This is a genomic window from Xylanibacter sp. (assembly GCF_057607445.1).
This window is the reverse complement of the sequence record NZ_DBLZAX010000007.1, coordinates 106,233-118,748: the sequence shown is the minus strand read 5'-3', so window position 1 is coordinate 118,748 and position 12,516 is coordinate 106,233. Positions and strand designations below refer to the sequence as shown.

The 12,516-nt window shown below is 48.1% G+C and carries 9 protein-coding genes; 8 read left to right on the top strand and 1 reads right to left on the bottom strand.

Annotation, left to right across the window (positions count from 1 at the left end):
• Positions 1 to 456 precede the first annotated feature (456 nt).
• Positions 457 to 2,307, top strand: coding sequence for a 2-oxoacid:acceptor oxidoreductase subunit alpha (locus ACZMIG_RS07255; RefSeq protein WP_053398929.1), 1,851 nt, complete (start codon positions 457 to 459; stop codon positions 2,305 to 2,307).
• 218 nt (positions 2,308 to 2,525) lie between these two features.
• Positions 2,526 to 3,530, top strand: a complete 1,005-nt coding sequence (locus ACZMIG_RS07250) for a 2-oxoacid:ferredoxin oxidoreductase subunit beta (RefSeq protein WP_053398928.1) — start codon at positions 2,526 to 2,528, stop codon at positions 3,528 to 3,530.
• Between the two features lie 138 nt (positions 3,531 to 3,668).
• On the opposite strand, the gene upp is transcribed toward ACZMIG_RS07250, so the two are convergent.
• Positions 3,669 to 4,328 (bottom strand): uracil phosphoribosyltransferase, encoded by a 660-nt coding sequence (gene upp / locus ACZMIG_RS07245; protein WP_053398709.1) that lies wholly within the window; start codon positions 4,326 to 4,328, stop codon positions 3,669 to 3,671.
• Positions 4,329 to 4,650: 322 nt separating this feature from the next.
• Between upp and ACZMIG_RS07240 the strand changes: the two genes are divergently transcribed.
• From ACZMIG_RS07240 to ACZMIG_RS07215, 6 genes are all read left to right on the top strand, one after another.
• On the top strand, positions 4,651 to 5,178 hold the full coding sequence (locus tag ACZMIG_RS07240) for a hypothetical protein (RefSeq protein WP_147630840.1): 528 nt from the start codon (positions 4,651 to 4,653) through the stop codon (positions 5,176 to 5,178).
• Between the two features lie 419 nt (positions 5,179 to 5,597).
• On the top strand, positions 5,598 to 7,211 hold the full coding sequence (gene pckA, locus ACZMIG_RS07235; protein WP_021853553.1) for a phosphoenolpyruvate carboxykinase (ATP): 1,614 nt from the start codon (positions 5,598 to 5,600) through the stop codon (positions 7,209 to 7,211).
• A 969-nt stretch (positions 7,212 to 8,180) separates the two neighbouring features.
• Positions 8,181 to 8,960 (top strand): hypothetical protein, encoded by a 780-nt coding sequence (locus ACZMIG_RS07230; RefSeq protein WP_287603143.1) that lies wholly within the window; start codon positions 8,181 to 8,183, stop codon positions 8,958 to 8,960.
• Between the two features lie 678 nt (positions 8,961 to 9,638).
• The gene (bamI, locus tag ACZMIG_RS07225; RefSeq protein ID WP_482692904.1) at positions 9,639 to 11,054 is read left to right on the top strand and encodes a BamI family beta-barrel-assembly machinery protein; all 1,416 of its coding nucleotides are present in this window, start codon (positions 9,639 to 9,641) and stop codon (positions 11,052 to 11,054) included.
• A gap of 36 nt (positions 11,055 to 11,090) precedes the next feature.
• Positions 11,091 to 11,771, top strand: coding sequence for a type IX secretion system protein PorG (porG, locus tag ACZMIG_RS07220; RefSeq protein ID WP_021853548.1), 681 nt, complete (start codon positions 11,091 to 11,093; stop codon positions 11,769 to 11,771).
• Positions 11,764 to 12,504 (top strand): isoprenyl transferase, encoded by a 741-nt coding sequence (locus tag ACZMIG_RS07215; protein WP_021853547.1) that lies wholly within the window; start codon positions 11,764 to 11,766, stop codon positions 12,502 to 12,504. The genes porG and ACZMIG_RS07215 overlap by 8 nt, the downstream gene beginning before the upstream one ends.
• The last annotated feature ends 12 nt before the right edge of the window (positions 12,505 to 12,516 follow it).

The window sequence follows — 12,516 nt, the reverse complement described above, 5'->3', positions numbered from 1 at the left end:
CAGTTTGAAATTTTTGTGGTTTGAGGCATCGTTTATCATCTTTTCGCCCTTGCCGTGGCAGAAAAGCTGCTGTACGTGATGCCTGAAGGTTGCCGTGCAGATATGCTTTGGCTCGTAAATATGCGTGTTTCAGGGCCTTTCAGCGTTTTCTTGATGTAGCGGAAAGATGTTTTTTTAGCAAAAAATAGCTCTGACATATTATTTTTTTCATCACTTTTATTGTGTTATTATTGTTATTGAAACACTTAATTTTTGTCGCAGAAGTGAACAATTTTCGACAAAATGCTGTCAGATGCTAAATATTTATGCAAAAAGATTTTGCGGTTTCGATAATCTTTACGACCTTTGCAATTAATCTTAAATACATAGTATTGTTCTCGCGTTTGGGTCAGCCCAGCGCGGCAACAGACGGTAGAAAAACATACTAATAAGTTATAAAGTTTAAAAAGACTTTTTATGGCAGAAGAATTGGAAGTAAAACAGTTAGATGATGTCGTAGTGCGTTTTTCGGGTGACTCCGGCGACGGCATGCAGCTGGCGGGAAACATCTTCTCGACAGTTTCGGCTACGATAGGTAATGGAATCTCGACGTTTCCGGATTATCCGGCAGACATCCGCGCCCCGCAAGGATCGCTTACGGGTGTTTCGGGCTTTCAGGTTCACATCGCCAGTGGACGTGCTTACACTCCCGGCGACAAATGTGACGTGCTGGTGGCCATGAACGCTGCTGCACTGAAGACTCAGTACAAGTTTGCCAAGCCACAGGCTACGATAATCATCGACACCGACAGCTTCGGTCCGGCCGACCTGAAGAAGGCCGAGTTTAAAACTGACGACTACCTGGGCGAGATGGGCATCGACCCCGACCGCGTGGTGGCTTGTCCGATAACTCAGATGGTGAAAGACTGCCTGGCAGACAGCGGACTCGACAACAAGACCGTGCTGAAGTGCCGCAATATGTTTGCTCTCGGCGTCGTATGCTGGCTGTTTAACCGCAATCTCGACTTTGTTACATCGTTCCTGCGCGAGAAGTTTGCCAAGAAGCCTGCTGTTGCAGAGTGCAACATCAAGGTGGTGCATGCCGGATATGACTACGGCCACAACACTCACGCAAGCGTGCCCGCCACTTACCGCATCGACTCTAAGAACAAGGTTAAGGGACGCTACATGGACATAACGGGTAACAAGGCTACTGCCTATGGACTTATTGCCGCTGCCGAGAAGGCCGGCCTTAAGCTCTATCTTGGCTCATATCCCATCACTCCTGCCACAGACATCCTGCACGAACTGGCTAAGCATAAGTCGTGCGGTGTCATGACGGTGCAGTGCGAAGACGAAATATCTGGATGCGCCAGTGCCATTGGCGCATCGTTCGCCGGTGCCCTGGCCGCAACATCTACATCAGGCCCCGGCATCTGTCTTAAGTCAGAAGCCATGAACCTGGCTGTAATCGACGAGCTGCCGCTCGTTGTCATCGACGTTCAGCGTGGCGGTCCGTCAACAGGTCTGCCTACAAAGAGCGAACAGACCGACCTGCTGCAGGCTCTCTTCGGACGTAACGGTGAGTCGCCCATGCCGGTGATTGCCGCAACAAGTCCTACAAACTGTTTCGACTCTGTATATGCTGCAGCCAAGATTGCTCTCGAGCACCTTACTCCTGTTGTGCTGCTCACCGACGCTTTCGTGGCTAACGGTTCGTCAGCATGGAAACTGCCCGACATCAACGAGCTGCCCGAAATACATCCTCACTATGCAACACCTGAGCAGAAGGGCGTTTACACTCCGTATAAGAGAGATCCGGAGACAGGTGCACGCTACTGGGCTATACCGGGACAGGAAGGCTACGAGCATATCCTGGGCGGACTGGAGAAAGACGGCGACACAGGTGCCATCTCTACCGATCCGGAGAACCACGACAAGATGTGCCGTCTGCGTGCAGCAAAAGTGTTCAAGATTCCTGTTCCAGACCTTGAAGTGCAGGGCGACGCCGACGATGCCGACTTGCTGATCGTTGGTTTCGGCGGAACATTCGGCCATCTGTATTCTGCTATGGAAGAGATGAGAAGTGCCGGTCATAAGGTGGCTCTCGCTCACTTCAACTATATCAACCCGCTGCCTAAGAACACAGCTGAAGTGCTTGGCAAGTATAAGAAGGTAGTTGTGGCAGAGCAGAACCTTGGTCAGTTCGCAGGCTATCTGCGCATGAGAATCGACAACTTCATGCCTTATCAGTTCAACCAGGTTAAGGGTCAGCCCTTCGTGGTAGGCGAGCTTGTAAAGGCGTTCACCAAAATAATTAATAATTAAGAAGTAAAATACAAGAGTAAAGAAGTAATGGAGTAAAGGAGTTAAGACAAATGTCTTGAAGGCCGTATTGGCCGTGGATATCCTTTACTATGGATAAGAAGAGATTGCTGACATAACAATCAGACAGATTTTATGGCATGCTTGCATGATAAATCGCTGCGCTTGCTGTTGTCTTAGCTCCTTAGCTTCATACTCTTTACTCCATAAAAATAATTGCAATGGAATATACTGCGCAAGATTATAAAAAGGGACAGCCGCGGTGGTGTCCCGGTTGCGGCGACCATTTCTTCCTCGCATCGCTGCACAAGGCTATGGCAGAACTCGGCGTTCCGCCTTATCAGACAGCCGTCATTTCAGGTATCGGATGCTCAAGCCGTCTGCCTTATTATGTAAACACTTATGCCATGCAGACCGTTCACGGACGTGCTGCGTCTATCGCTACGGGCGCCAAGGTTGCCAATCCCGACCTGGCAGTATGGCAGATTAGCGGTGACGGCGACGGACTCGCTATCGGCGGTAACCACTTCATCCACGCCATGCGCCGCAACATCGACATAAACATGATTCTGCTCAACAACCGCATCTACGGACTTACCAAAGGCCAGTATTCGCCTACTTCTCCGCGCGGATTTGTCAGCAAGTCGTCACCTTACGGTACAGTTGAGGACCCGTTCTTGCCGGCAGAACTGTGCTTCGGAGCACGCGGCCACTTCTTCGCACGTGCAGTTGCCACCGACGCTCAGGGCACAGTAGACATCCTTAAGGCTGCATATAAGCATAAGGGTGCTTCTGTGTGCGAGATTCTGCAGAACTGCGTGATCTTCAACAACGGATGTTATGATCCGATCTACAAGAAGGAAGTGCGCGCCAAGAACGCTATCTACGTTCGCCACGGCGAGCCGCTGATCTTCGGCGAGAACAATGAGTACGGACTCATGCAGGAAGGTTTCGGCCTCAAGGTTGTTAAGCTGGGCGAGAACGGCATCACAGAGAAAGACATTCTCGTGCACGACGCTCACTGCCTTGACAACACTCTGCAGCTGAAACTTGCCATGATGGACAACGAGCACGGATTCCCCGTTGCGCTCGGCGTCATCCGTGACGTTGAGGCTCCTACCTACGAAATGGCAGTTAAGGAGCAAATCGAAGAAGTAAGCGCCAAGAAGAAATATCACAACTTCATGGAGCTGCTCGAAACCAACGATATTTGGGAAGTTAAATAAATATAGGGCAAAATAAAAGTCTGTATAAAAAGAAACGCCCCGCAAACAGCTGTTTGCGGGGCGTTTCTTTTTATATGTTTTTCCTTAATCCTAATTTTGATAAAAGCAGTCTGAGCTAAGAAAAATAGTCTGTCATGATTACAGCTTGCTGCCGTAGCACAGGTCGCCGGCATCGCCGAATCCCGGCACGATGTATTTGTGCTCGTTCATGCCCGGGTCAACGGCTGCGCACCATATTGTGGTCTTGTCGTCGGGCAGAGTCTTCTTTATGTGGTCTATGCCGTCGGGTGTGGCTATCACGCAGGCTATGTGTATGCGCTTGGGCGTGCCTTTGGTAAGGAAGGCCTTGTAGCCCAGCTCCATCGATCCGCCCGTTGCCAGCATGGGGTCGGCTATGATGAGCGTCTTGCCGTCGATGCTCGGCGTGGCAAGATATTCAACATGTATGCCCACCTCGGTGTGCTCGTTGTCGGTATATTCGCGGTATGCGCTCACAAAGGCGTTTCCGGCGTGGTCGAACACGTTGAGGAATCCGTTGTGGAAAGGCAGTCCGGCGCGGAATATCGTGGCAAGGATAATCTTGTCGGCAGGCACGCTGACGCGCGATACGCCCAGGGGCGTGGTTACGTCTTTCGTCTCATATTCGAGCGTCTTGCTTATCTCGTAGGCCATCATCTCGCCCACGCGCGTTATGTTGTTGCGGAACAGCAGGCGGTTCTGCTGATAGTTTACGTCTCTTATCTCTGCCAGATACTGATTGATGATTGAGTTTCCTTTACTAAGGTCTATGATTTCCATAAGTCGTTTTTGAAAGACAAAGATAACGTAAATATGTTGCAATGCAAAATAAATTCGTATGAAACGGTATATTTTTCTTTTTTCATATAACATGATGGCATGTAGCATAAGTATGTTTGTCAATAAGCTTAAATGTTAGTAATACAATAAAGCTTATTATATAATTTTGTTAAAAACATTATTTTGTATTAATATATTTCTTGCATGTCGATAAAATTTATATGTTTGCCATATGAAAAGAGTGGAATATGTTATTTTTATGCTTTTTGCTTTTATCATGTTTTCATGTTCTAATGAAGATAATGATACTGAGCGTCATATAATGAAAGACGGTAAGGTTGTTTATACTTATCCTGATGTCAAGTTTTATGGCGACAAGGAATCTTTTCGTGATGCAGTATTGGAAAATAGAGAGCATAATGACAGCGTAAAGGATGATTTGGAATGGCATAAGGATTCACTGTACGGATACAATGGTGAATTGAAATATGATAAATGGGAAAAGGCAAAGTTCGGCTCATGGATAAGCGATTACGGGCTGACGCCTGGCGCTGTTTATTTTGTGTCAGCCGTCAAGGTGCTGAAGTATATTCCTGCAACTTATGAGGATTGGGTCGTGACAGGTGAATATTTTACTCATGATGAAGACTCGATAGGTGCTTATGCTGATTACAACAATGGCAAAGTTGGCTTTGTCCTTAATCCGAACATGAGCTACGGATATTATGAGGCCACAACTTTCGTCAAGTGCATATCTTATGACGTAGAAGGAAATACGGTTGGCGTTTATTTTCCGGTAAGTCCAGACAAATTAAAATGGAAGTTCTTTAAAACGAAAGCAATATGGTAACTAAAACGTTTTAAAGTCAGTTGTAAGTATTTTCCTATGATTTATTTACAGATATAACTTCCTGTTTTGTCAAAGTGCTAGCCATGTTTACTCCTGTTTTATATGGTGCTGCGTCTTTTCGTGGTCTCCGTCGTGATATAGAAGTAGCTTGTTTGTTATAATTTAAAGATTTGCGCAAGATGCTAGGTTATAAAGTGTTTTGCAGTCTTTTTGTCTAGAGAAGCGTTTGTTTTTGCAAAGTGCAAATTGCAAAAATACTTCGGGCAGTTTAAATTTTTAATACTTTAACCTAAAAAGACTTTTTATAGGTGTTTTTTATACCCTTCATTGTTGGCTGATAATCGATTTTTTGCTAACTTTGCAGCCGATTTAAGGTAACTATCAGGAACAAATAATTCACTTTTTAATATATTATTAAAATGGCAAAGTTTGATAAGTCAGTTTTAGAAAAGTATGGAATCACAGGTACAACTGAGGTTCTTTACAACCCGTCTTATGAGGTATTGTTTGAGGAAGAGACAAAAGACGGCCTTACGGGTTTTGACAAAGGTCAGGTGACAGAACTCGGTGCAGTAAACGTAATGACAGGTATTTACACCGGACGTTCTCCTAAAGATAAGTTCATCGTAATGGATGAAACTTCAAAGGACACTGTATGGTGGACTTCAGACGAATATAAGAACGACAACAAACCTGCTTCTCAGGAAGCTTGGGCTGCTGTTAAGGAAATAGCAAAGAATGAGCTTTCAAACAAGAAACTCTATGTTATCGACGGTTTCTGCGGTGCCAACAAGGACACACGTATGGCTGTTCGTTTCATCATGGAGGTAGCTTGGCAGGCTCACTTCGTAAAGAACATGTTCATCCGTCCTTCTGAGGAAGAGCTTGAGGACTTTGAGCCTGACTTCGTTGTTTACAACGCTTCTAAGGCTAAGGTTGAAAACTACAAGGAGCTCGGTCTGAACTCAGAGACAGCTGTTGTGTTCAACGTAACTTCAAGAGAGCAGGTTATCATCAACACATGGTACGGTGGTGAGATGAAGAAGGGTATGTTCTCTATGATGAACTACTTCCTGCCGCTGAAGGGCATCGCTTCAATGCACTGCTCTGCTAACTGCGACAAGAACGGCGAGAACACAGCTATCTTCTTCGGTCTGTCTGGTACAGGTAAGACAACTCTGTCTACTGACCCGAAACGTCTGCTTATCGGTGACGACGAGCACGGATGGGACGACAACGGCGTGTTCAACTTCGAAGGTGGATGCTACGCTAAGGTTATCAACCTCGATAAAGAGAGCGAGCCGGATATCTACAACGCTATCCGCCGCGACGCTCTGCTCGAGAACGTAACTGTTGACGCTGAGGGCAAGATCGACTTCACAGACAAGAGCACAACTGAGAACACTCGTGTTTCTTATCCTATCTACCACATCGACAACATCGTTAAGCCTGTTTCTCACGCACCGGCTGCTAAGCAGGTAATCTTCCTGTCAGCTGACGCATTCGGCGTACTGCCTCCTGTATCTATCCTGACTCCGGAGCAGACTAAGTACTACTTCCTCTCAGGATTCACAGCTAAGTTGGCTGGTACAGAGCGTGGTATCACAGAGCCTACTCCTACATTCTCTGCTTGCTTCGGTCAGGCATTCCTCGAGCTGCATCCTACAAAGTATGCTGAGGAGCTGGTTAAGAAGATGGAGAAGAGCGGTGCTAAGGCTTACCTGGTTAACACAGGTTGGAACGGAACTGGCAAGCGTATCTCAATCCGCGACACACGTGGTATCATCGACGCTATCCTCGACGGTTCTATCAACAACGCTCCTACAAAGAAGATACCTATGTTCGACTTCGAGGTTCCGACAGAACTTCCTGGAGTTGATCCTAAGATCCTCGATCCGCGTGACACATACGCTGACGCTGCTGAGTGGGAAGCTAAGGCTAAAGACCTCGCTGGCCGCTTCATCAAGAACTTCGTTAAGTACGAAGGAAATGAGGCTGGTAAGGCTCTCGTAGCTGCAGGTCCGAAACTCTAATTCTGAATAAAATAGATTTAGATATCCTTTTAAGTAGGCGTGCCTTATGGGCATGCCTACTTTCTTTTTGTGCCCTGCCGTATGGCCCATGGCGCCCTGCCGTGCAGCGTGCGGTGAGTCTGCCTGACAGCCCCTGATGCCTGTAGGCGGGGTGGGGCAGATGGATAATCCCAAGTCTGCCGTTATTGTTCAGTCTTTATTTTGGCTTTATATTGAGCGGATTGTAGTTTTCGCCTTTCGCGGTTATGGCAGGTTATGTCATGGAAAGACAGACGAAAATGCCTCAATAGAGACAAAAAGACGGCTTGAAGGCATGAATGAACAAAATGGATAAAGCCATATACGATATGATGACGATTTGGGATAATATGAAACAGAAAAGTTTTTCGTATTTACTCGTCACTCATCACGGCGGCATGTTATGCGCTGTATGCCAGACGTTTGCGGTGTGATGAGTTGATGTCTTGACTCATCACATCTGCCGTATGGCATCCCGGCGTGATGAGTTACAGACAAGGCTTGCTGCGGATTATGTTGTTGACAGTCAGCAGGTTATGGCATATTGTGACGAGTGATAAGTCTTTGCTGAAAACATATTGCATTTTACAGCTTTGCAAAAGCATACCTTTTGCGTTCCAAAAGGTGCCCTTTCAGCCTGCAAAAGGCCATGTTTCGGCGTGCCGTTTGCCGTCTTTTGCAAAGCAGGCTGTTTTTGTGGTGCCGGCATTAGGCAAGACATCTTGCTGCTGCGCATTTCACAGTTGTCAACATTTCATGCCATATCCCCTTTGCCGTATATAAATTATGCGGTTGCGCTTTTATTTTTTATCCTGCCGGCACGAAAGAAAAATAAATTCAGTATATTTGTAAAAAAATATCCCGTGCGTGTCATGGTGCGTCTTCCGCCCTTGTACGCCCCGCGGGGATGAGTTTCTTAAATGTTTAACCTAACCATCTTATCTTAAAATTATGAAACCTGCAATGCTGCTAAAAGCTATTATCAGTGTGTTGTTATTCTCGTCTGTAACTGCGGCTCAGGCTCAGACAGCCCGTCCGTTCAAGGGTGCCTGGTATGCCGACGGACTGTATGTCGACATCGACTTCTACGGAAAGAGCATATCTGACCCTAACTCGATGGACGGCGACCCGTGTGCCGGCATAATAAGAATCAAGCCCGATGACACGTCGATGGCGTATACGATTGAAAACCTTAAGATGAGCGGCAACAGGGCCACGGCCACAGCCTACTTTGCCGAGAAAGACTCCAAGCTCAGCTTCGAGTATATGGCAGACGGCAGTTTGAAGATGACCAGCAGCGACGGCTTCTCGTATGTGGACGACGAACTGAAGAAACTGCCGCAGAATTCGTATGTCCTGCACAGGGCGTCGCCGTTCAACGGTGAATGGAAACTGGCAAAGGGCGACGGCACGCTGCGCATAAACCTCTACTACAAGAGCATGTATGAGGAAAACGCCGAAGGCGGAAGCGAGATGTGCTACGGAACTATTTATGTTGCATACGGCAACGGAATGAAGGTGGACAACAGCCTGATAAGGGCCCGCAAGATAGAGGGCAACAAGGCTGTGATTGAGTATGTAGGCGGACGCGACGGCAACACTTACCGTGCCGTGCTCGTTTATAACCCGTCAACACGCCAGATTACGGTCAAGTCGCCCGTGTCTGTCGGTGCCTCTGGCGGAGTTAAGGAGAGCTTTGTCGTAGACGGCATGGTGTTCACGCGCCGCTGATGCCGCTGCGTGATAGTCTTTTTGTCCCTTTCAGGGCGGTATGTGCGCCCGGCCTGCATGCATGTGCGTGTGTGGCCGCGCGCGGTTTTTGTCATGTCCTGCCGCAGGCTTTTAGCTCCCGTGCAGGCTGCCGCTGCCCGGTTTCCGTCCGTGCATGCTGCGGCGTGAGGGGGCATGTTACGTGGCCGTTCGGGCTGTTTTAGGCAGTCGGCCGTCGTGCGGCAGCCTGTTTGTGTTGACGAAAAACAAGTGTTTTGATTTAAGTCAAAAAAACAGCTTTTTGATGCAAAAAACAAAGGAAAACGCTTGTGTGTTCGCACACAATGCGCTATCTTTGCTTCGTGTTCGTGAGAATACGTTTTCATAGGTTAGTAGTTTGATAGATTTAAGGTAAAGATTATGTTATTAGATTTTTAATTAAGTGATGTTGGTCTTAAATTTTGTTGATGACCAAAATGTACATCATTAATTTGATTAACACCAACATCAGTTAAGGTTTTGTGAGGTCGGCGTGAGTGATTCATACCGGCCTCTTTTTTATAAAAACTTTAAAAAAACTTATATATGTATATAAAAAGTCCAATTTATTAATAATTTAGACAATAAAGTATTTAAAATCAGGCTTTATTTAAGGAATTCTGATTAAATTTGCAGCTAAAAATAGAAAATATTCAGCGAATGAAACGTATTATCCAGTGTTTGGCAATACTGTTCTCCGGGACATTTTTACTGGCTTCATGCCTTAGTGACGACAACGACAACAATTTTGTATATTATGACGACACCGCCATAACGTCATTTTCTTTAGGTACGGTCAATCAGTATCTTCACACTCTGTCATCCGAAGGAGAGGACAGCGTCTACAAGGTAGAGATTACCGGCAGCAACTACAAATTCTACATCGACCAGCTTAAACGCGAGATTTACAACCCCGACTCTCTGCCAGCAGGCACTGATGCCGCGCACGTGATATGCAACGTGGGAAGCAAGAACTCGGGCATCGTGGTGATAAAGAATGTAGACAGCGACACCCTGTCGTATTACAGCAGCTCTGACTCTGTAGACTTCACACAGCCGCGCGAGTTCAGAGTCTATTCGGTAGGCGGAGCATACTATCGTGCCTACAAGGTCAGCGTGAACGTCCATAAGGAAGATCCCGACTCATTCCGCTGGAATGCTCTGCCCGTGGAGCCGCGCTTTACGGCCATGAGCGGCATGAAGGCCGTTACGCTCAACGGCAAGGTGATGCTGTTCGGAAGCAACGGAACGGCAACTACAGCTCTGACAACTGATGCGGCAGGCACATGGACCGCCCTGACTGCGGCAACTCAGCTCGACGCCGACGCTTACAAGAGCGTTATCGTGAAGGACAACATGCTGTATACGCTCAGCAACGGCACCGTGATGACATCTGCCGACGGAACGGCCTGGACAGCAGTGGCAGCCGCTGATATCAGACAGCTCCTTGGCGCAGGCACAAGCAAGATGTATGCCATGGATGCGGCAGGCAGACCCGTAAGCTCTGCCGACAACGGTGCCACATGGACAGCCGACAACATAGTAGGCGACGAGGCAAAGCTGCCCGTGCACAATGCCGGACTTGCCACCTTCGCGCTTAACACAGACAAAAGCTCAGAGCGCATAATAATAGCCGGCAATCCTGCCGACGACGCCTTTACGGCAGACTCTGTGGCTTTCGTGTGGAGCAAGATAGAGGAGTATGCCCCAGGTTCGGAGCAGCACTCATGGATAGAATGCAACGAAGAGAACAACTATCAGCTGCCGCGCCTGTCTGACCTCAAGATGACACGTTACGGCGACGTGCTCATAGCCATAGGCGGAACAGCGCTCGGCACATGCAAGGAAAAAGCATTCGGAAAGATATATGTAAGCCAGGACAACGGACTGACATGGCATACTGACGACAGCTATGTTATGCCCGAGGGCTTCACCAACGGAACGAGCAACACGTTTGCCATAACGGTTGACGACGAAAACTGCCTTTGGATAATATGCGGCGGCAACGGACAGGTGTGGCGCGGAAGGCTCAACAAGTTGGGATGGGCCGACAACCAGACCTCGTTCACAAAATAACAAAATAACCGTATAATAACAGTTCACCACCCGTAAATGAGAAAAATCCTGCTTTGCATCATTGTCTCGGCGCTGTCGCTTTGTGCAATGGCACAAGACGACAACGAATATAAGATGGAGATTGGTGTGGGTGCAGGCATGGTGGCATACGAGGGCGACTTCAACGGCAACGTGACCAAGAACATGCAGCCCATGGCGTCGCTCATTCTCAGACGTGTAATCAATCCGTACATGGGCCTTAAGCTCGACCTCTCATACGGAAAGCTGAAGGGCAGCTCGGCCGGGCTTGAGACATGGTATCCCGAGTATTCCGACAATCCGGTTGAATTCAGCAACACGCTCATCGACCTCGGAATAACTTATGAATACAACTTCTGGCCTTACGGCACGGGCCGTGAGTACAGAGGAGCCAAGCGCCTCACTCCGTTCATATTCCTCGGACTTGGCGCAACATACGTAAAGGCAGACGCCGACAACGTGTTTACGGCAAACCTTCCGCTCGGCCTGGGCGTGAAATATAAAATAGGGTCGCGGCTGAACCTTGGTCTTGAGTGGGCTGTCCACTTCTCGCTCAGCGACAAGCTCGACGGCGTGGCAGACCCTTACTGCATCAAGAGTTCGGGACTTTTCAAAAATACTGACTGCTATTCGGCTCTGAAGCTGACATTAACCTACAGCTTCATGCCTAAATGTATAACATGTAATAAAGATGACTGAGACTAAGATTGACATGAACCGCATACCGCAGCACATTGCCATCATCATGGACGGCAACGGCAGATGGGCAACTGAGCGCGGCAAGAAGCGCAGCTACGGCCATCAGGCCGGTGTTGAGTCGGTTAGGAAAATCACGTCAGAGTGTGTGAAGCTCGGCGTGAAGTATCTGACGCTTTATACCTTCTCAACCGAAAACTGGAACCGCCCCGCCGATGAGGTGGCCGCACTTATGGGCCTTGTGCTCACGGCTCTTGAGGACGAGATATTCATGAAGAACAATGTGCGCTTCCGTGTTATCGGTGATGTCGACAGGCTTCCGCTACAGGTCAGGGAGAAGCTGGACGAGACAATGGAGCACACCAAGGACAACAGTGCCATGACGATGGTGGTGGCTCTCAGCTACTCTTCAAAGTGGGAGATAACCAACGCCGTAAAGAACATAGCCGCCGAGGTTAAGGACGGACGTCTCGCAATCGACGCAATCGACGAGAATGTCGTGGCAGACCACATGCAGACACGCTTCATGCCCGACCCCGACCTGCTGATACGCACGGGCGGAGAGGTGCGCATATCCAACTATCTGCTCTGGCAGATAGCCTATTCGGAGCTTTATTTCTGCGACACTTACTGGCCCGACTTCGACGAGCAGAGCCTGCATGAGGCCATTGCAAGCTATCAGAAGCGCCAGAGACGCTTCGGCAAGACCGAGGAACAAGTTGAAAACGATAATTAATATTCAAGACAA

What these genes read in the sequence shown, in the direction of transcription:
- ACZMIG_RS07255 (WP_053398929.1), top strand. Translation starts at nt 457, where the DNA reads ATGGCAGAAGAATTGGAAGTAAAACAGTTAGATGATGTCGTAGTGCGT.
- ACZMIG_RS07250 (WP_053398928.1), top strand. Translation starts at nt 2,526, where the DNA reads ATGGAATATACTGCGCAAGATTATAAAAAGGGACAGCCGCGGTGGTGT.
- upp (WP_053398709.1), bottom strand. Translation starts at nt 4,328, where the DNA reads ATGGAAATCATAGACCTTAGTAAAGGAAACTCAATCATCAATCAGTAT.
- ACZMIG_RS07240 (WP_147630840.1), top strand. Translation starts at nt 4,651, where the DNA reads ATGAAAGACGGTAAGGTTGTTTATACTTATCCTGATGTCAAGTTTTAT.
- pckA (WP_021853553.1), top strand. Translation starts at nt 5,598, where the DNA reads ATGGCAAAGTTTGATAAGTCAGTTTTAGAAAAGTATGGAATCACAGGT.
- ACZMIG_RS07230 (WP_287603143.1), top strand. Translation starts at nt 8,181, where the DNA reads ATGAAACCTGCAATGCTGCTAAAAGCTATTATCAGTGTGTTGTTATTC.
- bamI (WP_482692904.1), top strand. Translation starts at nt 9,639, where the DNA reads ATGAAACGTATTATCCAGTGTTTGGCAATACTGTTCTCCGGGACATTT.
- porG (WP_021853548.1), top strand. Translation starts at nt 11,091, where the DNA reads ATGAGAAAAATCCTGCTTTGCATCATTGTCTCGGCGCTGTCGCTTTGT.
- ACZMIG_RS07215 (WP_021853547.1), top strand. Translation starts at nt 11,764, where the DNA reads ATGACTGAGACTAAGATTGACATGAACCGCATACCGCAGCACATTGCC.